This window comes from Arthrobacter sp. TWP1-1, from assembly GCF_049897845.1.
Classification (GTDB): Bacteria; Actinomycetota; Actinomycetes; order Actinomycetales; family Micrococcaceae; genus Specibacter.
On the sequence record NZ_JAFCXC010000007.1, the window covers coordinates 124,403 to 150,464 of the forward strand.

Here is a 26,062-nt window from a genome sequence, read left to right on the forward strand (position 1 = left end):
CCCGCGATGGACCGCGGGTACTTCAACGAGAGAGTTGAAGTACCAAGAAAATTCCCCGGAAATCCTCCGGCCCACGAAAGAAGCTGTCCATGTTCCTCGCGATCCGAGACATCCGCTTTGCCAAAGGACGGTTCGTCCTTATGGGTGCCGTCGTGGCCTTGATCGCCCTACTGTTGGTGCTGCTCTCCGGTTTGACCGCGGGCCTGGGTAACCAATCCACCTCTGCCATAGAGCAGCTGGGCACGGCCGAAAAGGTCAGTCAGGTGGTGTTCGGGGCGCCCGCGGACAATGATGCCAAGGTGTCCTTCACGGAAAGTCAGGTAACTCGGGAACAGCTCGATTCCTGGGCGGGCACCGAGGGCGTTCAGTCCGCCGTGCCGCTCGGCATCAGCCAAAGTCGTTTTCAGGGGGCCGGGGATAGCAAGGGCATCGCCAACGTGGCCGTGTTTGGTGTCGGCGAGGCCGCGCCCAGCAGCTCAACTTCTGGTGAGCCAGGCACCGGCGCCGGGATCGCGCCGTCGTCCATCAGCGACACAACTGTGGTGATCGGCGAAAGCATCGCCAAGGAACTCACCCTCGCCGCAGGGGATGCCGTGACCATCGCCGGAACCGAGTTCAGCATCGCCGGGATCGTGCCGGACCAGTGGTATTCGCATAGCTCAGTTGTCTGGACCACGCTTCCCGCGTGGACAAAGATCGCCCATCTCAGCGATCCGGCACAGCTGGCCACCGTCCTGGCCGTGACGTACGAGCCGGGCGTAATCGGCGACGCTGCCGCCGATGCCACCAACGCCGCAGCGGGAACGGTCAGCGCAACTCGCGGCGGATCCTTCCAGGGCCTGGGCGGCTACAAGAGTGAGAACGGCTCGCTGCTGATGATGCAGGCGTTCCTGTACGGGATCTCGGCCCTCGTGATCGTCGCGTTCCTGACCGTCTGGACCGTGCAGCGCACCCGCGATATCGCCGTCCTGAAGGCCCTGGGCGCCTCCGGCAGTTATCTCCTGCGCGACGCCCTGACTCAGGCAACTCTCGTACTGGTTGCCGGCGCCGGACTTGGCGGGCTGGTGGGCGTGGCCGGCGGAGTCCTCGCCGGACAGGCCGCCCCCTTCCTACTCACCCCCGCAACAACACTCCTCCCCGTCGCCGGCATCGTGGCGCTCGGCTTGGCCGGAGCGGCCATGGCGGTCCGCAAGGTCACCCGTGTCGACGCCATGATCGCCCTCGGTGGCAACTAACTCTTCTTCCAAGTAAGGAAAATCCCATGACTGCCTTGAATCTCATCAACGTGACACTGAACTACCCCGATGGCGAAGGAACCATGACGGCCCTTGATGCCGTCAACCTCTCGGTCCATCCCGGCCAATTTGTCTCACTTGTGGGGCCATCAGGATCCGGAAAGTCCAGCCTGTTGGCCGTGGCGGCCACCCTGATCAAGCCCACCTCGGGGCTGGTGATGATCGACGGCGTCGACTCCACCGCCTTGACCGAGAAGGAACTCGCCACCCTGCGCCGTGACAAGGTCGGTATTATCTTTCAGCAACCGAACCTACTGGCGTCGCTGACGGCAGCCGAGCAACTCGTCATCACAGACCACCTGCGCGGGACCTCGTTGCGCACGGCAAGGGTACGGGCCGCGGAACTCCTGGAACTCGTGGGATTGGGTGGCTCCGCCCAAAAACGGCCCCATCAGCTTTCCGGCGGCCAGCGCCAACGGGTCAACATTGCCCGCGCTCTCATGGCACAACCCAAGGTCTTGCTGGTTGATGAGCCCACGGCGGCCCTTGACCATGATCGCAGCGAATCGATCGTCCGGCTGCTGCGGGATGTCTGCGATGAATTCAACGTGGCAACCATCATGGTCACGCACGACACCGAGTTCGTCCCACTCACCGACGCCGTGGCCAGCATGCGCGACGGCGTCCTTACGGCTCCCGTGCCTGCTCTGCCGGGCGTTGGGGTGCACTAAGAAACTGAAACGGAGGGCTGGGATTCTCCGGGGATGCAATAGCATAAGGGAAACGGACGTTTACCCCAGCACGATCGGAGCTACACCCATTATGAAACGCCTCGCAGCCCTTGCCGGCAGCTTGCTTCTCGCCTTGACCATCTCCTCCTGCGGTGCCGCAACCGGCCCCGTTGGAACTTGGGGTGAAGGCTACAACACCGACAAGGCGCCGTACTTCGAGATGTCATTGGCAGCAGAAAAGGACCCGAGCTTTGACCAGGCCGGGTTCATCACTGGCAGCGATGGATGTAACCGTCTTACGGGTCAGTGGTTCCTGGTTGAGGATGAGCTCACCTTCCAGCAACTCAGCGGTACGCAGATGGCCTGCGAAGATATCGACACGTGGCTCGCCAAGGCCGCGGGTGCCAGCATCGACGGCGATGTCATGACCATCAAGGACGCCAACGGCGCCACTTTGGGCACGCTGGACCGCCGCAACTGACGGCAAAAGTCCCCAGCTTCTTTACAACTGACCGGTACATTTGTGCCGGTCAGTTGTGGCTTAAAGCTACGGGGCACGTCGTGCCGCTAAAGACCCAGCTCGGGAGCGGGCAGTCCGAAGGTGTTTTTTAGTGCTGATTTTGCCGCCAGCCACCCGCCCATGCCATGGACCGATGGTCCTGGTGTTGTCGACGCCGAGCCAAGATAGAGCCCGGGAACTGGCGTCCGCCACGGATCAGCGGCGATGACGGGCCGTTTCAACAGCTGCTTCATGGTGACTGCCCCGGAGCTGATGTCCCCGCCAATGTAGTTTGCGTTGTAGTGGCCCACGTCCTGCGCGGTTTGCGTGCTGGTGGCAAGGATCAGGTCCCTGAAGCCGGGGGCATATTTTTCCACAGAACGGATGATGTCTTCCGTGCAGTCGCGCGTAGACCCGGCAGGTACATGCGTGTAGGCCCAAAAAGTGTGCTGACCCGCGGGTGCCCGGCTGTCATCCACAACACCCGCCTGGACGGCAAGTACATACGGATTCTCCGGATGGCGCCCCGCCAACACTTCATTTTCAGCAAGGGCAATGGCTTCGCGAGTCCCCCCGAGGTGAAGCGTTGGTGCCTTGCGTAGTTCCAACGCGGTCCACGGAACGGGTCCGGAGAGCGCGAAATCAACCTTGCAGACACCTGCCCCGTACTTGAACGATTCCAACTTGCGTACATACTGCGATGGCATCTCCTTGCCCGCCATCGCGACAAGAGCGCGTGGCGTGGTGTTAAAGACGACAGCTTTGGCGCCCGTTGCAGATTTGATGTCGGCGAAGCTGTCCACGCGGTGCGCCACCTCAATCCGGCCACCATGGGCCAGCAGGTCATCCGCCATGGCTTGCGCAATTGCCTGCGAACCGCCCCGCGCAACCGGCCAACCTCCTGCGTGGGCGAGAACGCCCAGGAGCATCCCCGCGCCCGCCGTGGAAAGCGCCGGAAGGCGGCCAATGGCGTGTGCGGAGACGCCCGTTAGCATGGCCGGAGCCACGGCCTCCTTGAAGCCAAGGTTCCACGCCGGCGTACCTTGAAGCAGGGTGCGCATTCCATATTGGATCGCGGCCAGCGGATCCTTGGGTACGCGCAGCAGGCTTCCCTGAGTGAAATCAATGACGCCGTCCAACCTCCGCAGCAGCGGGGCCATCAATGTTCGCCAGGCGCGGCCATCTGGCCCAAGTGCTTCGACTGTGCGATCAAGGCTGCGGTAGGCAATTCCAGCCCGGCCGCCGTCGAGCGGGTGGCCATAGGAAATCTCCGGGACCAGCAAGTCAATTCTGCGGCTCAGTTCAAACGCCCTGAAGAATGGTGAAGCCAGCGCCATTGGATGTACGGCAGCGCATACATCATGCCGGAATCCTGGCAGGGTCAATTCCTTGGTGCGCGTTCCGCCGCCCACGGAGTCGGCAGCTTCAAACACTTGCACCGAGAGTCCGGCCCGAGCCATGGTTACGGCCGCAGCCAACCCATTGGGGCCGGAGCCCACCACCGCAACGTCAACCATCTTAGGAGCCTGCCCGGACCGCGGGGTCCGGATCGACAAGCTCAACGGGGGTAACAACGGGGGAAAGCTGAACCTTTTCATTGTTCTCGTCCAGCAGCGCTACCGTGGGATCCGCAGGTGCATCGCGGAGCACACCACCCTGCGGGTCGGCCACGCGCCCACGACGCACCACATCATGCCCAGGGACGTATATATCCCGAATCGTCAGCCCGATCAGCACGCACGTGGCGGCCCCAGCCAGTAGCGCCGCCATAACGAAGTACGGGGAATCAATGGCGTGCTGGTTGCCGATGTTGCCCAACGTCTTACTGCGGAACAACAGGAGCGCGATGAAGTGCGCAATGATTGCGGCCTGCCACAGGAGAATCGGACGCCATCGCGGCATCGCCAGAGCAAGCAGGGGCACCAACCAGACCGCGTGCCACGGTTCCGTGGTCTTGTTGACCACAACGAAACCAGCCACCGCAATGAAAACCAGCTGGGCAACCCGGGGACGAGCTGGTGTGTAGAGCGCAAGATAGGAAACGCCCAAGACAAGTGCTGCGAGCCAAATTGAGGCCAGCGCGTTAGTCATGCCAATGTCCATCACGGGCAGGCCCATTTGCGCGGCGATGATGTTCCACCCGCCGTATATAGATGATTCGGACGGCTCTGCCGCCATCAAACCCTTCAAATAGTCTGGAATTGCCGGAGGATTCTTGGCCATGATGGGTGCCAGTACCAGCAACAAGGAGATGGTGGCGGCCGCGATCATTTCAAGCATCTTGGTGACCCGTCCGGCCCGAATACCCAGAAGCAACAGGACAAGCAGAATAAGAATCGGGTACGGGGCTGCCAAGGCGGCAACACCTAGGGTCGCTCCCGCCCACAGCGGACGACGCCGGGCAAAAAGGTACAGTGCGAGGCTCACCAGGGCCACCGCCCAGAAATCCCAGCTCACGTACGCGGCCAGCACTAGAACCGGACTGGCCGCGACGATGGCCGCGTCCCACGGTCGGCGCCCCGCCGTGCGTGCCACGATGATGACGGTGGCAATCCACAGCACCGCAATCAAGATTGCGTTCACGTCAAAGAAGGCCAGCTGGCGCAGGGCTCCATCGCCGGAGGGTCGGGTCAGCCACGCGGTGATTCCGGCAATCCACCCCGCTAGTACTGGATGATCGAAGGGTGAACCCGTACTTAAGAACGGGAAGAGGGAAGCTAGACGGTCATCCACGAAGGAGTTGGGAAACTCGGACCAGCACACGGTTGACTGTTGATCCGGCGTCGTCCAACCTGCCGTACGGCAATGGGACTTTGTCATGACGGCAATGATTGCCGAAGCCGCTGTCATGAGGACAAGGACCCGTTCCACGGTGAAAAAACCTGGGTTGATTTTTCCCGGCGCAGTGCGCTTTCCCAGTGGTCCACCCACGGGCTCTGTCATGGTGCACAGCATTGAATCGCTGCGTGAAGGCACAACAATCGAATGCCGGGATGAACTCCCCGAAGCGTGTGAATCCTGCATGACCACGAGCCTACCGGTTCGGACAGGCAACCCGGCCGCGGCACCGCCGCGTTAAGAGCGCGCGCTACGAGCCACCTAGAGGCCCCACTGCTCGATGGCCGGCGTCTTCTTGTCCCAGCCAAGGGTGCACACCTTGGCGGTGCCCAGAATGAAGTGGCGCCCTTCTCCGGCCGGCAGGCCCAGCCAGCGGGCCGCGAGGATGCGCAGGAAGTGTCCGTGGGCCACCACCAGAACGTTCGCGGGAGCTCCGTCTTCACGTTTGACAGCGCGGACTCGCTTGACGATCTCATCAGCACGATCACCGACATGCTCGAGGGCTTCACCGTTCGGCACTCCGCTGTCCCAGATCAGGTAGCCAGGGTTCTCGGCACGAACCACGGCACTGTTGATACCTTCGTAATCGCCGTAGTCCCATTCCACGGCATTGGGCTCCACCTGGGCCTCAGGGAAGCCGGCGAGGGTTGCCGTGCGCCGCGCACGCTGCAGCGGCGAGGTGAGCACAAGGTCAAAGTCGACGCCGGATAGGGCCGCCTGTGCGGAGCGCGCCTGGGTTTCCCCATCTTCGGTCAACGGCAGGTCTGTCAGCCCTGTGTACTGCCCGCTGCGCGACCATTCTGTTTCACCATGGCGCAGCAGCCAGAGCTTCGGTCCACCTGGAACGGGTGCGGATGCTGCGGGTACGGGTGCGGTTCCGTTGTCACTCATGGTCGTATATTCCAATCGGTGCATGTTTCGATGACTGCTACTCGTATTTAGGCGTATTCAGTCTTAGACGTTCTCAGCGCGGTCAGTTGTAGGCGCAGTCGCAATGACCGTTTCACCCGAGGAAGCCTCAGTCTGCGATTCGGGTTGCTCCGCCCACCACCTGCGTAGTTCACTTTCCGACTCTTCGGGGCCCAATGGACCCTTTTCCATGCGCAGTTCAAGTAGGAAGTTATAGGCCCGTCCCACGACTCGTCCCGGCTTGATGTCCAACAGGGCCATGATGGCCCCGCCGTCCAGATCGGGACGAATGGAATCGAGCTCTTCCTGCTCGGCCAGAACAGCTATGCGCTGTTCAAGATCATCGTAGGCAAAGGAAAGCCTGTCGGCCTTCTTCTGGTTACGCGTAGTGACGTCCGATCGGGTCAATCGGTGCAACCGCTCCAGCACGGGACCGGCATCAGTAACGTATCGACGGACGGCCGAGTCAGTCCAGCCAGCCTCCCCGTAGCCGTAGAAGCGCATGTGCAACTCCACGAGGCGGGATACGGCCTTGATCGAGTCATTGTCGAAGCGCAACGTTTTCATGCGCTTGGCCGTGAGCTTGGCTCCGGCCAAGTCATGGTGGCGGAAGCTGACCCCGCCGCCGGCTTCAAAACGGCGGGTCTTGGGCTTGCCGACGTCGTGCATCAGGGCCGCGAAACGCAACACAAAGTCAGGGCCGGGAACTGGGCCGTCCGGACCGGTTTCCTGTGCCGCAGCCTGCTCCAGCACCTGCAAAGAGTGCTGGTAAACGTCCTTATGGCGGTGGTGCTCATCGCTTTCCAGCTTCAGCGCCGGAACTTCAGGGAGCACCAGTTCGGCAAGGCCCGTCTCAACCAGGATGTCGATGCCGGCGCGGGGGTGGGCCCCACAGATCAATTTGACCAGCTCGTCACGGACGCGTTCGGCGGAGATAATACTGATCCGCTCGGCCATACCCTTCATGGCCGCCAGAACCTCCGGGTGGAGCGAAAAGCCCAGCTGAGAGGCAAACCGAGCGGCCCGCATCATGCGCAACGGGTCATCCGAGAAGGAATCCTCGGCAGCCCCGGGCGTGCGCAACAGACCGGCAGCCAAGTCCTTTGCGCCACCAAATGGATCGATGAGCTCCATCCCAGGCAGGCGCAGTGCCATGGAATTTACGCTGAAGTCACGTCGCTGCAGATCGTCAACCAGGGACCGGCCGAACGCCACGACGGGCTTTCGGGACTCAGAGTCGTAGGCTTCGGCCCGGTAAGTGGTGATCTCAATAAGCAACACCTCTTTGCTGGCGTTGCGCTTGCGGAAGCCGATGGTGCCGAATTCACGGCCCATCTCCCAGTGTGAATCCGCCCATTTCTTGGCCACCTGGAGAATTTCCTCGGGCGTCGCGTTGGTGGTGAAGTCCAAATCCGGGGACGTACGCCCTAGAAAGAGGTCGCGGACGGGTCCTCCCACAAGGGAGAGTTCGTAGCCGGCGTCGGCGAAAAGCCGGCCGAGCTCGAGAACCACCGGGTCAAATTTTGAGGTATCGGGCACTAAATCCATGGTTCCTTAAGGATGCCAGACTTTTGCACGTGCACGTTTGCTCCCTCGTACGCCGTTGCAGGGACGCCGCGAAAACCGCCTTTCCACCCTGTCATCATCCATGGCCAAAGATAGCTAGAGTGGACTGCATGGTTCACCCCGTGCCGCGCGCGCCCAAGAGGAACCCGTTGCCAGCGGCAATGGGTTCTCAGGTTGTGCCCGCGGCAGCGAGTGCCCCGAGCCAGCTGCCAACCGTTGAAGAAGTTTCCGCAGGCGGCGTGGTGATTGAGATGCACGACGGCGTGCCCCGGGTTGCGATTATTGCCCGCATCAACCGCGGTGGTCGGCTTGAGTGGTGCCTGCCAAAGGGACACCCTGAAGGCGCGGAGAACCACGCAGAGGCCGCTGTGCGTGAGATTGAAGAGGAAACCGGCATCGCCGGAGTCGTGTTGGCCACACTTGGCAGCATCGACTATTGGTTCACTGTCAGTGGGCACCGCGTCCACAAGACCGTCCACCACTTCCTGCTGCGTGCCACCGGCGGATATCTGACCATCGAGAACGATCCGGACCACGAGGCGGTTGATGTTGCGTGGGTACCCCTGACTGAGTTGGCCAAGAAGTTGTCCTTCCCTAACGAGCGTCGCATCACCGACCTGGCCCGCGAATTGTTGCCCGAACACTTCTAGGCTCCGACCCGTTTTGCAGTGCCCGGCAGTCAGCGGTGTCCTTCCCCACACCCGGAAATCAGCCGCTGCCAGCACTCTTTGAGCCTCCAGTGAGATGATGGAAACAATGTCTAACCATGAACGGGTCAACGTCCCGCCGAAACCCAATGCAGCGCCACGGTCAGCTTCCGCACCAGTTAGTTTGGATACGTCCATGCTGACGGCCGTGCAGGCTTCTCCGCAGGCAGCCATGCAGGCCGTGCCGAACACCCAGTTGCAGCCTGCCGTGACCCACATCAATGCTGGCCGAGCGCCGTCGTCAGGTGGTTCGGATCATGAGCCGCACGAGCGTGCGCAAGGCGACTTGGCCCAAGAAGCCAGCGCTCAAACCGGCAAAGGCCCCTCAAGCGCGGCCCGCTCGGGTGCATCAATGGCCATCGGAACGTTGGCTTCGCGCATCCTTGGTTTCATCAAGGGCATCGTGCTCGGTATTGCGATCGCCGACACGGCCATTGCGAATATTTTTGAGGGCTCCAATAACCTGCCCAACCTGATCTTTTTGATGATTGCTGGCGGCGTGTTCAACGCGGTGTTGATCCCTCAGATCGCCAAGGCCAGCAAGCATCCTGACAAGGGTTCTGATTTCATCTCTAGGCTCTTGACCTTGGGTGTTTTGGGCTTGTTGGCGCTGACCGCGGTGGTCTTGCTACTCGCGGCACCCATCATGGGGTTATCCACCTCATTCACAGGCAAGAAGCTGGAATTGGCCATCATCTTTGGCTTGTTCCTCCTGCCTCAGATCTTCTTTTACGGCCTGTTCTCCCTGCTGGGCCAGGTTCTCAACGCTCACAATTCCTTTAAGGCGTATGCCTGGGCGCCGGTGGTTAACAATGTGGTGGCCATTGCCGGCCTGTTGGTGTTTATTTTTGTGGCCGGAAGTTCCGCAAGCACTCCCCACACAGTAGACAACTGGACCATTGGCCAGACGTGGATGCTGGCCGGAACAGCAACTCTGGGCATCGTTGTGCAGTCGGCCGTGCTGCTTATTCCCGTTCACCGCTTGGGCCTTAATCTGCGCCCCAAGTTCGGCTGGCGCGGTACCGGCCTAGGCGCCACGGCCAAGGTTGCCGTGTGGACCATGGGCACCATGATCATTGGCAACTTGAGCTTCATCATCATTATGCGTGTTGCAACCATCCCGGCCGGCGGAGACGATGCCCCAACGGCCGGTTCCAGCATCCCCGGAATCTGGGCCCTCAACCGGGCCACCGAGCTGTACATCATGCCGCACTCCATCATCGCCCTGTCCATCGCCACGGTGATGTTCACGGCCATGGCCCACGCGGCCGCAAATAAGGACCTATCGGCATTGCGAAGCTCACTGAGCGCAGCACTGCGGACCACCGGTATGGCTACCGTATTCGCGGCCATCGCCCTTCTGGTGCTTTCTGGGCCGTTCGGCATGCTCTTCAGTGGTGATCATGAAAATGTGGGCCGTCAGATAGCCATCACACTGTCCATCCTGGCCATCGGCGCACCGTTCTACAGCATCAACTTCATCCTCAATAGGGCGTTCTATGCTCAGGAAAACGCTAGGGCACCGTTCATCATTCAGTGCATTATGGTGTGCATCGGTATGGCTTCGGCTCTCTCGGCGGCTCTTCTGCCCGAAGAGTTCATCATCTACGGGCTTGCGGCTAGCTACACCCTGACAAATGTTCTGGGGCCCATCGTCAGCCACTTCTTCCTTCGCGCCAAGCTCGGGAACTACGGCGGCGGGCTCATCATGCGCGCCCACATGCGGTTCCTGGTGGCAGCCCTGGTCGCAGGCGTTGTTGGCGAACTGACCCTGCGTCTCTTTGGCAGTTCCTCGAATGGCGGGTTCATGTGGTCCTCCATCCCTGCTGCTGCCCTCGTCCTCGCCGTTGCCGGTACCGTCATGGCGATCGTCTACATTGTGATCCTGAAGCAGTTGCGCGTAGCTGAAGTGGATGCCTTGCTCAATCCCTTGCTGTCAAAGGTACGTAACCGCCTTCCCGCCAGATGAGCAGATTTCCGAAATTGATAGCGGCCTGTCAAGACCGCAACCATGGAAATTGCCGTGTTTTCCTATAGAATCAGTCAAAATATGGCTTCGCGTGCATAACTCGCACCAGCCCCATGCTTTAAGAGGAGGATTTGGTGCCACAACCTATTGATGTGGGCTCCATCCTTGGCGGCCGCTACAAGGTAACCGGACGTATCTTGGCCTCCGCCGAGGACGACGTTATCCTTGACGGTTTGGACCAAGTCCTAAACCGACCAGTCAGTATACTTGTCTCGGCCGTTGAGAATTCCGCGAACCTGACGCAGAGCTCGCGCGAGGTGGCCATTGGCACCCGTGCATCCAACGTCTCCATCCTGGACCTCGGCGTTCAGGACAACAGCACCTACCTCATCGCCGCCAGGACTACGCCTGCGGACCTCTTAGATTTGGTTGTTCCCACAGAGCCGCCCGAGGACGTCTACCAAGAGCCGTTCTTCACTGACACGCTAAGCACCGAGATCTTCGGGAAGGCCCGCGACACAGCACCTGCAGGTGGTGCTTATGTTTATGATGACAACTCACCAGTGCCTCCCTCAGCCGCGGTGCCCAATGTAAGCAAGGAAAGGGTGCAGCCAGCGCCCGCCCAGCCGAAAGCATCACGACCGCCGCGCACGGCGGCCGTGAGGTCCACGCCCATCCCCGCGGCCGCCGTCGTTCCTCCTCTTGCAGCCGCTGCTCCGGCCGCTGCCGCTCCAGTGGCTCCGGCCGAGGCGAAGGTGACCCTTTGGGACGAGGACGACTACGGCTTCATCAACGAAGATCACGACGACAACTACACTGATTCCCGTCGCCCCGGCACGTTCCCGGCAGAATTACGCGGTGCTGGCAACCACTATGCGGAACCGGAATTACTCGACGACGAAGATGACGAGGAGAACGCGCCCCGTACGGGCGGGCGCCTACTGACCGGCGCCATTGTGGCTGTTCTATTGATCGGTGCCCTGGTCTTTGCGTTCCAGCACATCGGGACTTTGTTTGACGGTTCAAGTAATCAGGCCGGGGACACAACCACTGCAGCCACCACGGCAGATCCCACGCAGGAAAAGACTTCTGAAGCCCCGGCCGAACCTGCTCCGGTAGCTCCCGTAACCAGCAACATCACGGACATCACGGCTTACGCTGCGGGAGTCCAGAACTACAGCGAGGCCTACTACCCGCGTCTGGCGGATGCTTTTGATGGCAATAAGGCCACGTACTGGCCCACGGTGGAATTCTCCAACGCCGATTTCGCCAATCTGACCGATGGTATCAACCTGGTGGTGGAGCTGGCTGAAGAATCAACCATCAGCTCAGTGACGATCAACCAACTTGCCGGTACCGGCGGACAGTTCAACATCCTCACCAACAGCAAGCCCGAAGTTGCTGGCGCAACAAAGATCGGCGGCGGCTCATTTAGCTCCCCTGATTTCACGCTGACAGCCGCACCGGGCGTCAAGGCCAAGTACGTCATCATCAGCTTCACTGAACTGCCCAAACTTCAACCGTTCAACACTTACCCCTACGGTCTGAAGATCACCGAAATCAGCGTTAAGTAGCCCACAATCGTGCCACGCGCCGTCGTGGTGGAATAACCGCGCCCTCGGGCTGGTTGTGGATAACGAAGGTCCCAATGGGCCGCCCTGGTGCGGTTCCATCAAGAAGGAAGAGGAACACCCACCCGTGAGCACGCAAGTCACCCCCGCAAGCGATGTCCGTGACGTCATCATCATAGGCTCTGGTCCCGCAGGATACACAGCCGCCATCTACACGGCTCGCGCGGATCTCAAGCCTCTCATGATCGCTGGCTCCGTTACCGCCGGTGGCGAGCTCATGAACACCACCGAGGTGGAGAACTTCCCCGGCTTCCCCGACGGAATCATGGGTCCCGATCTCATGGAAAACTTGGGTCAGCAGGCTGAAAAGTTCGGCACCGAGATCATGTACGACGACGTCACCTCCGTTGAGCTTGAAGGTGCGGTTAAGACCGTAACCCTGGCCGATGGCCAGGAATTCAAGGCCCGCACGGTCATCATTTCCACCGGCTCCGCGTATCGCGAACTAGGTGTGGAGGGCGAGAAGCGCCTTGTTGGGCACGGAGTTAGCTCCTGCGCAACGTGCGACGGCTTCTTCTTCAAGGGCCATAACATTGCCGTGATCGGTGGCGGAGATTCCGCTATGGAAGAGGCAATCTTCCTGACCAAGTTTGCAGAATCGGTTACCGTGGTTCACCGCCGCGATACCCTGCGGGCGTCCAAGATCATGGCCGAGCGAGCCCTGAACCACCCCAAGATCAAGTTCGTCTGGAACTCTGAGGTTGTGGCCGTTGACGGCGATGCCAAGGTCACCGGCCTTCAGCTGAACAACTTGGTTACCGGCGAGAAGAGCGAACTGGCCGTGACTGGCGTATTCGTTGCTATTGGAAATGACCCCAGGGTCGATCTGGTAAAGGGAGTCCTCGAGCTCACCGATGCCGGAACCATCGCCGTGGAGGGCCGTACTTCCAAGACCAGCCTTCCCGGTGTTTTTGCCGCCGGAGATGTCATTGACCCCACGTACCGTCAGGCCATCACGGCCGCCGGCTCGGGATGTGCAGCCGCACTTGATGTGGAGCACTTCCTAGCCCAGCAGGATTCCTAAGAGAAAGTAGTTCGCCATGAGCAACGCAAAGAGCGCAACAGACGCAACGTTTGACGAAGCAGTCCTTAAATCTGAGAAGCCTGTCATCGTGGACTTCTGGGCCGAATGGTGCGGCCCGTGCCGCAAGCTTGGTCCCATCCTTGATGAGATCTCCGTGGACTACTCGGACAAGGTCGAGGTTGTGAAGGTGGATGTTGACGCTAACCCCGGAATCGCCGCCAAGTATGGAATCACCTCGATTCCCGCCGTATACCTGTTCCAGGGCGGCGAGGTCACCAGCACCGTCATTGGCGCACGTCCCAAGCAGTACTTTGAGAAGGAATTTGCAGACGTCCTGAAGTAGGCGCCGCAGCAGACCCAAGTGGCTGCCCCAAGTTGTAAATAGCTGTGGACCGGATATTGTCCGGTCCACAGCTATTTAAGCCGTCTTTCGGCTTCTCCCAGATTGATCCTAAGTGTTAGAAAGTTGTATTGTTTTTCCGCAATCGTGACGCCTTTCGGGCCAAAAAGTCCTGCACGGATGGACTTGGGTGGTTTCACGTGAATCTTTACGAAATGGGTCGCCATTCATCTTGACTCCGTTTGTCTCCTAGGAGTGTGAGTTGAATGGAGTATGTGATCAGTTGTTTTCAGAGATTTGAAATCTTTCGAGAACCAAATGCCCAAATGTCCCCGTGGCCGATTCATTGAAGTTCCCGATTGACCGAACTTGTTCATCCATCACGGTGAGCGTCGGTGACAACATAGCTGGGCTGGCACTCCCACATATTGCACCCCTCAGCACCAGCCTCGCCGCGATGAGCTTTCCGCCGAATATGCCAATGCTGAATCACCAGACAAGTTGGTAGGTCACCCGATGTGCCAGGCGCCGTGGTGACCTTGACGGTGGCCGCGCAGTGAACGTCGCCTCGGAATCCAACCGTTCACACTCAGCCATCGTCGTCGCCCGGACAGTCGATGTTTTCGAGTTGGTGGCCAATGGACGTTTGTGGCGAATAAACAAGGCTCGAAGCTCCACCCTGCCACGTGTCCACGAATGGCTTCGCCAACCACTCCGATCTGCCTATCTTGAAACGATCACCTTGTGCACTCGTCGCCTTCGGAACCCGAATCAACAGGTTGGCTAATCTCACGATGGCATGTCTTGGCGGAGCCGCTAAGCACCCTCCACTGCCGTAAGAGGGTGTCAGGGATCAAGGTACGCTCACGGGACACGCTGCACCGGACACTGGGGCCCGCCAGACCCGTAACCTGACTCCAGTCAAGGGAGACATCACAGCCGCCCTCTTTCCTATCCAATTCAATCCACGACCTAAGACAGCATCTTCGGATCGGGGCTGTGCCGCTTCTGCACAGCCGCTAAGACTGACGTTGATACAGGCGCTGGCAGCGGCGCAAGGCCGTCTTAGCAACATTGTTGTTGAGTAGTTCGGTGAACACTTCTCGTGGTACGGGGAATCTCAGGACAGATCCGAAGCGGTCGCTGACCTCATCGGCGATGGCATCTAGGTAGGGCTGTGGCTGGTAAGTTCAACGCCAATGGGCAGGCACCCACGGATCGGTCCGTCCGCCTTTCCGTTGCTGGGTCGCTCTCAGGTTAATTGGGGTTGGACGAACTACACCGGACGGCGAGTGTCCACGGTCAATGAAGACATCGGTGAGCCCATCGGCCTTAGGACCCTCGGCAGACCCATCACGATGAGGAGGCGGCTAGGCCAATCAACGAGAGTGGCGACAGTAACCCTTGCATCCATACCGACCATCAGCTCCCCTTCCCACGCACCTCGTACACGACGATCAGCAGCCTCCTCGGGCCGGTCGATGAGGCTGACGATACCGATGATCCGCCGCCCCGTTCGCCCACCCAACGGCTTAGCCGATCTGCACCTGCTGATTTCTTCATGGTCCCTGCGCTGACGTCCACAGCCTCCCTACGCAAACGCCCGACGATCTGACTATCTGACGAGGAGTCCTAGGCGTGGCCAGATCCGCCTTCAGCCGTGCGACAAACACCGAATCAGCTGCTGGTTTTCGCGCCTGCGGGCGGCTGCTTTTCACTCTGCGGCTAAGCCGACACTCACGGACCGGTACCCACGAGTCCTCGTTGAGTTCCTATTACGCCCTCGCTAAATGATCGTGTGTTCACGTCCCAGATCAGGCCCAAACTGCCGATCCGTCCCGCCGTCCAATAGACCAGCAGCGATGTCCGCCCGATCCGCAAACGCAACGCTCGCGCATGTAGTGAACTGGTCCCCGGATGTTGGACTGGCTAAATAGGATGCTAGGCCATGAGGATCTGGGCCCGGTATTGCACTGGGCTCAGGCCCTCGAGTTTTGTGCAGATCCGTTCGGTGTTGTACCAGTGGATGTACTCGTGCAGGGCCGTGGTCAGGGCGTCTGTGCTGAGGAATTGGACCCGGTGGAAGAGTTCTTCCTTGAGGTGTCCCAAGAAGTTTTCCATCACGGCGTTGTCGTAGCAGTTGTCTTCGCGTGACATTGATTGGATCGCGCCGGCGCCCCGCAGGAGGCGCCGTCAGGAAATGTGTTGATACTTGAATCCCTGGTCCGAGTGCACGAGCGGCTGCTGGCTAGGCTCAGGGAGGTGAGGTGTTGCTGGAGTGAGGTGTTGGTCAGTTCCAGGTTCAGGGAAGATCCGATGGTGTACGCGATGATCTGTCGGTCGAAGAGGTCCATGACCGGTGAGAGGTAGATCTTCCGCTCACCGACGTGGAACTCCGTGACATTAGTGACCCACTTCTTATTCGGAGCATCGGCGCCGAATTTCCGGTTCAGAACGTCGGTGGCAACGGCGCCTTTTCGCCCCTGAAGGAGTTGTAGCATTTCTTCCGCCTGACCTTGCAGACCAGCGCCAAGAGGCGCATCAGCTTCAGTACGGTCTTCTTCGCGAGCGTCCATCCCTGCCGGACTAACTCGGTGTGGAGGAGCCGGTGCCCGTAGCGGCCATGGTTCCTCTTGAAGATCTCCGTAACCGCGACCTTTAGTGCATCTCGGGGATCCGGAGCTTGGAGGCGTGCTTGGTGATAGAAGAACGTCGAGCGCGGCAGCCCGGCGACCTGCAGCAGCACCGGGAGCGGAAAGTCAGCCTTGCGAGCGATGAGGGCTCGAGCCTGCGTCGGCGCATCGGGCCTGCGTGGTCTGCCTTTGGGTTTCGGCCGTAACGCGTCCGCGCCTTCCTGGCGATAGGCCCGGACCCACTTTCGCAGCAACTCAGGCGTGGACAAACCGGCCTCCACAGCCAGATCAAGGCCTATCTCACCCTCGAGGAACCGTTCGACCAAGGCGAGCTTGAATTCGAAAGAATACGATTTTGCCGGTCTCCTCACCAATACTCCTTGCCCATGGATCCTCCACCTCCGATACAGTGCCCTGACCGGCACACGAGACACACCCACGCCCTTGGCCGTCGCCGAGTACCCGACACCTTTCTCAAAACACGCTACAGCGGCCTCGCGCTGAACCTCGGACAAAGAACTACATGCATGCATAAGACTGCTCCCCGGAAATCGGAACTGAATATTTCAGTCCAACTTCCGGGGAGCAGTTCATTCGCGAGTGGCTCCTCTAATCAGCTGACTTGATGATCAGAAGGTTCGACACTGCAGAGGCCGACCATACTCACGAGCTAGCAGCGTCCCATCTTAGACGACCCAAACTACAACGACTCTGCCCTCAAGAATCCCGTTTAACGCGATCTCCCGGACTGGCATTCAACTGGAGGACACCCAAGCTCATTCCGACGAGACCACCGGGCCACTTGCCAACTGCCCACTCACTGCCGACTGCCCAGAATCACTCGAGGTTCTTTGTACACCCCTATCCCACACAACACCTGTCCTCTTGGAGCCCCCTTCCTTGCTTCCGGGACTCGTAGGTGAACCTGCCAGGAACGAAGGCGCTGAGCGCGGTGAGCAACGCACTATTTGCCGCCTCGCGATGTCTGTGAGTATTCGGCGCTTTGGGGCCACCCACTATCGTGCTTGGGTGCCTGCGATACTGCAGCTTAGGGCCAGCAGCTGCCCGGATGGGAGCCACCTTCCCCAAAGAATCCCACCAAATCTAACGGTGCTGATCTTCTCCCGCATGTTGCATGCCCCCAGCATCGATCCACTTGGTGTGGTGGAAGATCCGATCCATGCTCCGCGTCGCCATGGACGCCGCCGGGCCGCGGGCGCAGGATCTTTCCGGTGGTGGGTTCGGGTAGGCAGTGACTGCTCCACACCAGAAGGATTGAACCGCCCATGTTCGTCCAGAGCCTTGCAGTGCCCATCGGATTGCCCTGGGCAAATGGTCCATCTCTGGCCCCGCCGGCTCACGGCATGGGAAGGGTCACCCGCCAATGGCCAAGCGCCTGCCAACAATGCCACTGGCGGGCCCCTGCAGAATATTTCCATTTTCCCGGGATGGTCCCTACTCGCAATATTGCTGGCCCCACGGGAATAGATATTCAGTCTGCACAGGATCGCTCAAGCGATGTCGATCATGGCGCGTATCCGGGACGAACACTGACAGTTCCTCAGATGAATGGATCAGGATCCAACTTCCGGGATCGACCACATCCGCATTTTAGAAAGCAGCGGGCCAACGTTCTTCAACAACCTAGGATCCCCCGTGCAAGCATCACCACAGTTCGACCTTTACAAGGACGCTCGAAGCCGTACGGGTGGTAACCACAGGGCAATTGAAGTCCGAACCCCGCGGCTGTTCACCTGCGCTGATGGACTCCTACTGAGGCTAATCTGCGCCGTCTGGATGTCACTCACCGGAATATTCGCGAGGACGGCAGATCAGGACGCGCTAGACCCGTCCCTCTTCGACTACGGCAACACGCCACCTACACAGGAACAGCGAAGCAGCTTAGAAAGGCCGGAACTCAGCGAGTTTGTTTCACGTGAAACGACATCTGGCCGCGCCACTGACTATCCACGAACCCGGCTATCTGACAGTGGCGACCACATCCCGAACTCTCCAGGGGGCGTACTAATAGCAGTGATACCCTCCGGACTTTCGGTGTTGCGATGAATCATGCAGCGATTCGACGTCAGTACGTTCTCGGATTTCGAGTGTTTCAGATTTGAGGTCATTGATACAGAAGCCACCCGTGCACTACCCCAAGCTTCCTGTGATCCGGATGTTGCCGCCCCGGTGTCTGGCACTAGTGGTTTGCGGGTCCTATCTGTGGACACCAGAGAATGCCGCGTCGGACGGAAACGTTCATCGACTCGTTGAGGGCCCACAAATGGGCACCTTCCACGAGTGTGGGCCACATGCCAGGACCAGCGAATGCGCCAGCACCAGCAATTGGCCTCCAGCGTTCATGCCGACACGATCAGGGGACGCGACGATCCACAGCAGGATTTGGATAGAGGCCGGCCTCTACGACGTGAGGAAGAAACGCAGAACGGCCCACGACTAGATGCAACCTGTGGAACCCAGTTGATCCCCCAAAGGGAGGCGCTGGCCGCAACACCGCCAGCGATGGCTCCCAACGACAATATTTCGTGGTCGCAAACCTGCGGCGGATAGTCGGCTGCATCTATACGAAAAAATTGATCTGCCAGCGCGCTCGGGATCGCGCGTCACTGAGGTGAATGAACAAGTACCCGATACATCGGGAGGCCGGTTGAAGCGCTGCCCTCATGAGTAATTCGGCTTAGTAGCGGCATTCCCCTACTTGGCGTCTAGCCGCAAAACAGTTGGTACACCAGATACCAGGGCCAAGTCCCTCTAAGAAACATCCGTACATTAGATGCTCCAATTTCGTGCAGGCCCTGACGGTGATGATTCACCTATGAAGTAGACATGAAGGTCTTTGTTGTCGTCGACTCTCGACTCAGTACTAGGTAGGGGTACGTCAGCTCGCACCGGCTGTTCACCGACGTCGATGCCTCATGATGACTTGACCGGACTACCCTCCTCCACAGCCGGTATCGGAACCACTTGAGACCAACTCCCCTTTGACGCTGTCTTATTGTGGTTTCCTGCACCTTTGCTGGCCAATTTCTAAGGGTAAGACGGAGTGGGTATTGGCGAGTTTCATGACCGCAGTCCGGGTGCGCGTTGCTGACGACAACCAAGAGCATGCTCAACTGCCGGGCCATCCTCAAGAATGCCGTCACTGACGCATGCCAGATGGTCGCCCACCCTTCCAATATCTATCGTCTTCGTGAGAGGCAACTGTTGGCACTGTTTGTACTGCTGGCGATTATGCCAAATGGATGCTGGTTCGCAGGTGGAATGACTACCGTGGACGGCCATGCTCCTTGCCGGCTCTTCTCGAATCATTACCTCAATGACGGAATCGCTCTCACCGTGCCCAGCACACGAAGTAGACACATTGCAGTCTGGCGCCAGTCCACAGGCGCCCTGCAGGCCCCTATGGCCGCCATGGGGCACTCAATCCCCCTTGGCGGGACCAAGAGTCCATTTGGGCCATGGAATCGCTTAGGGGCCACCGTGTCGCCCATGGTGAGACCACCCCCCCACCTCACTGTCCCTCAAGGAGACAATCCGCTCGAAACGTCCATTTTGATACTCATGACCGCCATGGGGCAACGTAGGTTTCGGCTCCCGTCCAAGCTACCTACGCTCATGTCGTGGCAGGTACGATCCGCAAGTCGTTCACAAGCATCTGTGCCGCGAAACTATATATAGGCGCCCTTTCGGAATTGTCCACGGGGCATTTCCGCTGGGACTTGGCGAATTACTCCGGCCAACTAAGCGGGAAATGCATTTCGAGCTACCTAGACGTGGGTCAGAGAAACAATACCTAACGGCTCTCCTATCGATGGCTAGCGGCACTTACTGTTGTGTCTTTTGGTGCGAACCGGTGACCGAATCGCGAGACAGTTCTAGCCCCCTACGCATTGCCTGCCGGCGCCTGTGCAGCTAGATCGTCAGGCCCCTGAGAAGTCCTAGGACACGACCAAAATGTGTACCCGCCCAAGCTAATTGGCATCCGCAATGGCTCCAGTGAGTCTCTCGAGTTCGGCCCTATTCCACCAACAGTTTCCTATGGGCCACTTGGGCCTAGGTCATATTATCCGAAACACCCGTTCAACGCTCGGCAGTCCTGCCCACATGAGACATCGCTGTCCCGGATTTCAGTTGGGAGCTTTCCTAGGTACGAGCACTTTAGTGCGACAAGGTCCGAATGGATAGGGGAATCATTACGCTTCAGCGACCTGCCTTTGAGTCATCGCCCGCCAACGCCAAAACAAACTTTGCAAGCAGTAGAAATCTGTTTCACGTGAAACACGTGATTCACGGTCAGGCACCTATTCGCATTCTGGATATCCCAATTTGCAACGGTGAATGCCCATTCAGTCGCTGACTGAATATCGTAGGGCGAATAGCACAACTACCGGCAACTCGATCTGGACCTCGTCTCCCAAGTATTTCTCAAGAGTCATCATAAGCCGCGACTGTTTCACGTGAAACCAATCGCATGTCAGTAATGGCCCATCGCTTAATTCGAAGGGGCCTACCCGCATAAAGGCTTCACGAGGTCTCCAACTACCCGTTTCTGGCTAAATGGACAACGCATTTCTCGCACTTAGGATCAATCCTGGGGAAGTCGATTAAATGAAGAACGGCAGTGTTTCACGTGAAACACTGCCGTTCGATCTAAATCAGGAGTTACTTACTACCGGGGCTCAAAACATCCATAATGCGGTTAAGATCCTCAACTGAGGCGAACTCGATACTGACCTTGCCTTTTCGAGCGCCCAGTGAAATCTTGACATTGGTGTCCAAGCGGTCAGACAGCGAACTAGCCAGGAAATCGAGGCGTTCATGTCTCGGGCTTGGAGTCTTGGTCGCCGGCTTCTGACCGCTCAGAGGTGCTTGATACAGCTGAACAGCCTCTTCGGTAGCCCTAACTGACATTCCCTCGGCCACAATTCTCTGGGCCAGAATTTCCATAGCCTCAGACTCAGGAAGCGCCAGCAACGCTCGCGCGTGACCCGCCGACAACACTCCAGCCGCAACTCGGCGCTGCACAAGTGCCGGAAGCTTCAATAGTCGGAGCGTGTTGGACACCTGGGGACGCGAACGTCCGATCCGATCAGCAAGCTGTTCGTGAGTGGTACCGAAGTCTTCAAGGAGTTGCTGGTACGCAGCAGCCTCTTCAAGGGGATTGAGCTGGCTTCGGTGCAGGTTCTCGAGTAACGCGTCACGAAGAAGGTTATCGTCGGTGGTTTCGCGAACAATAACGGGAATGGTGTCGAGCCCTGCAGCTTGACTGGCCCGCCAACGGCGCTCACCCATGACCAGTTCATAGGGTTGATCACCCGTTTCGGTGGATTTCCGCACCACGATGGGCTGCAGAACACCAATTTCGCGGACTGAGTGAACCAGTTCTGCCATATCGTCTTCATCGAAGACTGTACGAGGCTGCTTTCGATTCGGATGAATCTCCCCAACTGGCAGTTCCATGAACGTAGCACCTGGAACCTCAACAAGTTCCGGCAGCTCAGCCACGGGAGCCTTTCTGGCGGTCCTAGCCGGTGCTGCAGCAGGCTTACGCCCCTTGGGCTCAGGGAAAAAGAGATCAACGGGCCGCGTTGGAAGGGAGTTGCCCGTCTCATCGCCAGATGAACTGGGGATCAGAGCACCCAATCCACGACCAAGACCCCTGCGCTTGTCAGTCATTGAGACTTCCTCCATTGAATGAACCCCAGCCTAGGGGTCTGATGAACTTCATTGTAAGTTGCAAACTGCAGGACCGCGCAAACACCTAGGACACAGACCGTTCAGCCAGCTCAGCGGCGGCCTCAAGGTAGGAAAGGGCGCCTGTAGACGAAGGATCGTACGTCATGACTGTCTGCTGGTAACTGGGGGCTTCTGAGATCCTGACAGATCGCGGAATCATGGCTCGTAGAACTTGCTCCGGAAAGTGTTCGCGTACATCAGCAGCAACATGAGCGGCCAGATTCGTTCGGCCGTCGTACATGGTCAACAAGATGGTGGACACCACAAGGTCTGAGTTCAGGTGCTTCTGAATCATCCCGATGTTCTTCAGTAGTTGACTCAATCCTTCCAGCGCATAGTACTCACACTGAATGGGAATGAAAACTTCATTGGCAGCGCAAAAAGCGTTGACCGTCAACAACCCAAGGCTGGGAGGGCAGTCAATAAAGATGAAGTCCAGACGTTCCTGGCCATTTACCTCACGAAACTTTACATACTCATCAATTGCGCGGCGTAGTCTCTGCTCCCTGGCAACCAGAGAGACCAGCTCAATTTCCGCGCCGGCCAAGTGAATCGTAGCTGGGGCGCAATACAAATTTGCAATATCCGGGCACTCCGCCACAACGTCCGCCATGGCGAAGTCGTTAATGAGTACGTCGTAGATACTGTCGATCTCCGCGTGGTGAGGAACACCCAGGGCAGTGGATGCATTTCCCTGAGGGTCAATGTCAATAACCATGACCTGAAGACCGGCCGAAGCCAGAGCTGCGGCCACATTTACGGTTGTTGTGGTTTTACCCACACCGCCCTTTTGGTTGGCGACCGTGAGGATTCGAGTCCGATCCGGTCGAGGAAGCCTGCGCCCCAATAGGCGCTCACGCCGTTTCGTCTCGCTGACAAGCTGGCTCGCAATGGGGCTGCCGGCATCAGAATCGTTGTCCATTGAACTTATTACACCGGAACTTGTTTCACGTGAAACAACCACTGCGGACTTACTTTGGGCATGTTCAACCATTTTTGGTTGATATGAGGCATTAGAACGTGCCGACCCCAATGTCATGAACGGAGGGATCCGTTGCGAAGCTGCTTCGCTACTGGTCACGCTGACACTCTCACTTTCCTGTGGCTACGGTTGCCAACCTCTAGCCTATCGGTTCCTGCCCACAGTCGTGGGGATCAGCGCCGCTTCACCTTCACACGGACCACAGTCGTTGGCTCTTCAAGGACATCCTGGCCGGCGATCACGATTGACGTTTCGTAGCCACCCAAATTCCTGATGGTCTTGCCTGCCGTGGCGATTTCCTCTTCCGCGCTACGTCCCTTAATTGCTAGCAGCTCACCCTCGCCGCCCAAAAGCGGAATCGTCAGGGGTGCCAAGGTCTTCAGAGCGGAGACAGCGCGGGCGGTTACAACCGTGCACTCAACTTTCCCGATCGCAGCTTCAGCACGCGAACGGATGATCTCAACATTGGACAGACCCAAGTCCATGACTACTTCCTCAAGCCACGTCACACGCCGCTCTAACGGCTCGATCAGGGTTAGGTAGAGGTCTGGGCGCGCAATGGCTAGGCAAAGCCCAGGCAGGCCAGCACCGCTACCCACGTCAGCAACCTTTGCGCCGTCGTCAATTAGCTCTGCAACCACGGCACAGTTCAGCACGTGTCGGCTCCACAGACGCGGAACCTCGCGCGGGCCAATCAACCCCCGTTCAATGCCTGACGTTGCTAGATGCTCAACGTAGCGCTTGGCCAAATCGAGCTGATCACCAAAGATACGTTGCGCAGCAACGGCTTCTGGAGCAGTAAGTTCAACCACTATTTATGTCCTCTTAACTTCAAGTCCCGGCCACTCCCCTTAGGCAGTGGCCGGGACCAATTGGAAACTTTTCTTGAGCGCGCGTTATAGCGCGGCTGACACCACAATGTGGCGGTTTACACCCTCACCCTCGGACTCGGATTCGAGTCCTAGGTCAGCGATGGTGTCGTGTACGATTTTGCGTTCGTATGCGCCCATGGGATCAAGGGCAACAGATTCTTGGCCTGCCTTGATCGCTTCAGCAGCATCATTGGCGATCTTGGCCAACTCAGCACTGCGGCGATCACGGTATCCGGAAATATCCAGAACCAAGCGTGAGCGACTTTCGGTTGAGGAAAGCACGCTGAGCCGTGTCAGTTCCTGCAGGGCATCCAAGACTTCTCCACCTTCACCAACCAGCTTTGCCAGCGAATCGGATCCCTCTTCGGCGACGATGGAGATGTAGGTGCGGCCGTTGCGAACCTCAATGTCAATATCACCATCGATATCGGCAATATCCAGAAGTTCCTCGAGGTAGTCGGCGGCAATCTCGCCTTCCTCTTCCACTCGGCTGGCACCAGTGCCAGGCGTCGCGGTTTCTTCCTCAGGGACAATCTGCGTTTCTTCAGGCATTATTTCTTCTTCCTGTTCTTGCGTTGTGGCTGGGACCGCTGGCCCTTGACCTCAGGAATCTCTTCGATTTCCTCTTCAACCTTTTTCTTGGATGCACCAAGAAGGGGCAGGCCCTTGGCCTCGCGACGCTTCTGGTACTCCTTGTAGGCAGGTGAGCCGGGAGTGGGCATACGGCGAATAACAAAGAACTGCTGTCCCATGGTCCAGATGTTCGTGGTGGTCCAGTAGATCAAAACACCGATGGGGAAGTTCACGCCACCAATACCGAAGACGAGCGGCAGTACATAAAGCATCATCTGCTGCTGCTTCATGAACGGGCCGGCCATGGCTTCTTCAGACATGTTCTTGGACATGATCTGCTTCTGCGTGATGAACTGCGAGGCAATCATGGCCAAAATCATGACGATAGAGAGCCAAACAACGGAAACGTTGAGATCGCCACCCTGAAGCTGCGGCAGGAAGGCCGCGGACAGCGGGGCGCCAAAAATAGTCGCCTGGTCAAACTGAGCCACCTGATCGTGGGTCATGGCGCCGATGCCGGCGCTATCGGCATTGGCCTTGGCCACACCGGAAAGTACCTGGAACAGAGAGAAGAAGAACGGCATCTGGATCAACATAGGCAAGCACGCGGAGAACGGGTTAGTGCCGTGTTCCTTGTACAAAGCCATCTGTTCTTGGCCCATGGCCTGGCGGGACAGCTGGTCTGTTTTGCCCTTGTATTTAGCCTGGAGCTTCTTCATGTCCGGCTGCAGCGCCTGCATGCCGCGCTGTGCCTTGATCTGCTTCACAAAGACCGGAATCAAGGCGGCACGAATAACCAGCACCAGCCCGATGATGGACAACGTCCAAGTAACACCGGAGGCTGCATCCAGTCCAAGGAAAGTCAGCCCGTCATGGAACTGCACCATGATCCATGACACAAGCCATTTGAAGGGGAACAGAATCGTACCGAAGAAGTCCATATTTCTTTTCTAATCTCCTCAAGCCGCTGTGCGGCTTTGTGTTTCCTGTTGCTTGGCCAGAAAAACATGCGGGTGGTTCAGCTGGACAATCATGGGCACCGTGGAAGGGTCATCCCAATCAACATTTGCCGGCGAAGGTACCGGATCCAGCCCGCCTGCACTCCAGGGGTGGCAACGAACAATCCGCCGCGCGGCGAACCAACTGCCCTTAATGGCACCGTGAACGGTCACTGCCTCCAAGGCGTAAGCCGAACATGACGGAAAAAACCGGCACACCTGCCCATACATGGGTGAGACGACGCGCCGGTAAAGTTTCAAAACGATAATAAGTATGTTGCGAGGAACATGCCACAAGAAGAGCGCGACGGCGGGTATCCACTTGGGCACCCTGCCTTGCGTTTGTGAGGAAATCACAAAGCCTCGTCTCCTTTTGACACGTCAACCTTAATCTACTGTATGTGTTGGTGCCTGCGGCAAAGCATTTCCGCTTTTCCCGTGCAGACGGGAAGAAGCACTGGAAAAAGCCTTGCGATAGTCCGCGACAAGATCACCGAAAGAGGCTTCAGCAGAAACGGGCAACGCCCGCACAACTACATTGACTCCGTAGGGATGCTGTCTGACTGTTTCGACAACTATTTCCCGCAGTCTCCTCTTAACGAGATTGCGGGTCACAGCGTTCCCCACAGTTTTCGCCACGATGAACCCAACCTGGCTGGGTTCATCGGGAGAAGTGGACACCATATATAACACTACGTTCCGGCGTCCATTGCGGACGCCGGAACGTACAGTATGTGAGAAGTTGGCGGAAGTCCGCATTCTATTCTTGGTGGCTAGCACCTTGCGATCTACCGTTAC

General features: G+C 58.4%; 21 protein-coding genes. 8 read left to right on the top strand and 13 right to left on the bottom strand.

Features of this window, described 5'->3' with window-relative positions:
* Window positions 1-89: 89 nt before the first annotated feature.
* The 3 genes from ACP7B9_RS13275 (at window position 90) to ACP7B9_RS13285 (ending at window position 2,447) form a co-directional block, all read left to right on the top strand.
* Complete coding sequence (locus ACP7B9_RS13275) at window positions 90-1,235, top strand: ABC transporter permease (protein WP_425864092.1); 1,146 nt, start codon at window positions 90-92, stop codon at window positions 1,233-1,235.
* 26 nt (window positions 1,236-1,261) lie between these two features.
* A complete protein-coding gene (locus ACP7B9_RS13280; RefSeq protein WP_425864094.1) occupies window positions 1,262-1,966 on the top strand; it encodes an ABC transporter ATP-binding protein in 705 nt (234 codons plus the stop codon).
* Between the two features lie 91 nt (window positions 1,967-2,057).
* On the top strand, window positions 2,058-2,447 hold the full coding sequence (locus ACP7B9_RS13285) for an META domain-containing protein (RefSeq protein WP_425864096.1): 390 nt from the start codon (window positions 2,058-2,060) through the stop codon (window positions 2,445-2,447).
* Window positions 2,448-2,533: 86 nt separating this feature from the next.
* Here ACP7B9_RS13285 and ACP7B9_RS13290 read toward each other — a convergent pair whose 3' ends face one another.
* The 4 genes from ACP7B9_RS13290 to ACP7B9_RS13305 all read right to left on the bottom strand — a co-directional run bounded on the left by ACP7B9_RS13290 (window position 2,534) and on the right by ACP7B9_RS13305 (window position 7,760).
* Window positions 2,534-3,982: a phytoene desaturase family protein gene (locus tag ACP7B9_RS13290; RefSeq protein ID WP_425864097.1), complete on the bottom strand. Its 1,449-nt coding sequence runs from the start codon at window positions 3,980-3,982 to the stop codon at window positions 2,534-2,536.
* Between the two features lies 1 nt (window position 3,983).
* A complete protein-coding gene (locus ACP7B9_RS13295; RefSeq protein WP_425864099.1) occupies window positions 3,984-5,408 on the bottom strand; it encodes a glycosyltransferase family 87 protein in 1,425 nt (474 codons plus the stop codon).
* Window positions 5,409-5,564: 156 nt separating this feature from the next.
* Window positions 5,565-6,194: a histidine phosphatase family protein gene (locus ACP7B9_RS13300; protein WP_425864101.1), complete on the bottom strand. Its 630-nt coding sequence runs from the start codon at window positions 6,192-6,194 to the stop codon at window positions 5,565-5,567.
* A gap of 63 nt (window positions 6,195-6,257) precedes the next feature.
* The gene (locus ACP7B9_RS13305; protein ID WP_425864102.1) at window positions 6,258-7,760 is read right to left on the bottom strand and encodes a CCA tRNA nucleotidyltransferase; all 1,503 of its coding nucleotides are present in this window, start codon (window positions 7,758-7,760) and stop codon (window positions 6,258-6,260) included.
* A 128-nt stretch (window positions 7,761-7,888) separates the two neighbouring features.
* Between ACP7B9_RS13305 and ACP7B9_RS13310 the strand changes: the two genes are divergently transcribed.
* The 5 genes from ACP7B9_RS13310 (at window position 7,889) to trxA (ending at window position 13,452) form a co-directional block, all read left to right on the top strand.
* Window positions 7,889-8,428 (top strand): NUDIX hydrolase, encoded by a 540-nt coding sequence (locus ACP7B9_RS13310; RefSeq protein ID WP_425864104.1) that lies wholly within the window; start codon window positions 7,889-7,891, stop codon window positions 8,426-8,428.
* Between the two features lie 106 nt (window positions 8,429-8,534).
* The gene (gene murJ / locus ACP7B9_RS13315; RefSeq protein ID WP_425864105.1) at window positions 8,535-10,454 is read left to right on the top strand and encodes a murein biosynthesis integral membrane protein MurJ; all 1,920 of its coding nucleotides are present in this window, start codon (window positions 8,535-8,537) and stop codon (window positions 10,452-10,454) included.
* A gap of 134 nt (window positions 10,455-10,588) precedes the next feature.
* The gene (locus tag ACP7B9_RS13320) at window positions 10,589-12,028 is read left to right on the top strand and encodes a hypothetical protein (RefSeq protein WP_425864107.1); all 1,440 of its coding nucleotides are present in this window, start codon (window positions 10,589-10,591) and stop codon (window positions 12,026-12,028) included.
* Between the two features lie 124 nt (window positions 12,029-12,152).
* Entirely contained in the window at window positions 12,153-13,109 is a 957-nt protein-coding gene (trxB, locus tag ACP7B9_RS13325; RefSeq protein WP_425864109.1) for a thioredoxin-disulfide reductase, read from the top strand.
* Window positions 13,110-13,125: 16 nt separating this feature from the next.
* The gene (trxA, locus tag ACP7B9_RS13330; RefSeq protein ID WP_425864110.1) at window positions 13,126-13,452 is read left to right on the top strand and encodes a thioredoxin; all 327 of its coding nucleotides are present in this window, start codon (window positions 13,126-13,128) and stop codon (window positions 13,450-13,452) included.
* A gap of 1,938 nt (window positions 13,453-15,390) precedes the next feature.
* Here trxA and ACP7B9_RS13335 read toward each other — a convergent pair.
* The 9 genes from ACP7B9_RS13335 to rnpA all read right to left on the bottom strand — a co-directional run bounded on the left by ACP7B9_RS13335 (window position 15,391) and on the right by rnpA (window position 26,044).
* Entirely contained in the window at window positions 15,391-15,606 is a 216-nt protein-coding gene (locus ACP7B9_RS13335; protein WP_425864112.1) for an IS3 family transposase, read from the bottom strand.
* Window positions 15,607-15,898: 292 nt separating this feature from the next.
* Window positions 15,899-16,453 carry an IS3 family transposase gene (locus ACP7B9_RS13340; RefSeq protein ID WP_425864114.1) on the bottom strand — a complete coding sequence of 185 codons (555 nt, stop codon included), beginning with the start codon at window positions 16,451-16,453 and terminating at the stop codon, window positions 15,899-15,901.
* Between the two features lie 4,312 nt (window positions 16,454-20,765).
* A complete protein-coding gene (locus ACP7B9_RS13345; RefSeq protein ID WP_425864115.1) occupies window positions 20,766-21,779 on the bottom strand; it encodes a ParB/RepB/Spo0J family partition protein in 1,014 nt (337 codons plus the stop codon).
* A gap of 85 nt (window positions 21,780-21,864) precedes the next feature.
* A complete protein-coding gene (locus ACP7B9_RS13350; RefSeq protein ID WP_425864117.1) occupies window positions 21,865-22,761 on the bottom strand; it encodes a ParA family protein in 897 nt (298 codons plus the stop codon).
* 233 nt (window positions 22,762-22,994) lie between these two features.
* Window positions 22,995-23,633 (bottom strand): 16S rRNA (guanine(527)-N(7))-methyltransferase RsmG, encoded by a 639-nt coding sequence (gene rsmG, locus ACP7B9_RS13355; RefSeq protein ID WP_425864119.1) that lies wholly within the window; start codon window positions 23,631-23,633, stop codon window positions 22,995-22,997.
* Window positions 23,634-23,717: 84 nt separating this feature from the next.
* Window positions 23,718-24,245 (bottom strand): protein jag, encoded by a 528-nt coding sequence (locus tag ACP7B9_RS13360; RefSeq protein ID WP_425864120.1) that lies wholly within the window; start codon window positions 24,243-24,245, stop codon window positions 23,718-23,720.
* On the bottom strand, window positions 24,245-25,207 hold the full coding sequence (yidC, locus tag ACP7B9_RS13365; protein WP_425864122.1) for a membrane protein insertase YidC: 963 nt from the start codon (window positions 25,205-25,207) through the stop codon (window positions 24,245-24,247). The genes ACP7B9_RS13360 and yidC overlap by 1 nt, the downstream gene beginning before the upstream one ends.
* Window positions 25,208-25,225: 18 nt before the next feature.
* A complete protein-coding gene (yidD, locus tag ACP7B9_RS13370) occupies window positions 25,226-25,621 on the bottom strand; it encodes a membrane protein insertion efficiency factor YidD (RefSeq protein WP_425864123.1) in 396 nt (131 codons plus the stop codon).
* A gap of 30 nt (window positions 25,622-25,651) precedes the next feature.
* A complete protein-coding gene (gene rnpA, locus ACP7B9_RS13375) occupies window positions 25,652-26,044 on the bottom strand; it encodes a ribonuclease P protein component (RefSeq protein WP_425864125.1) in 393 nt (130 codons plus the stop codon).
* Between the last annotated feature and the right edge of the window lie 18 nt (window positions 26,045-26,062).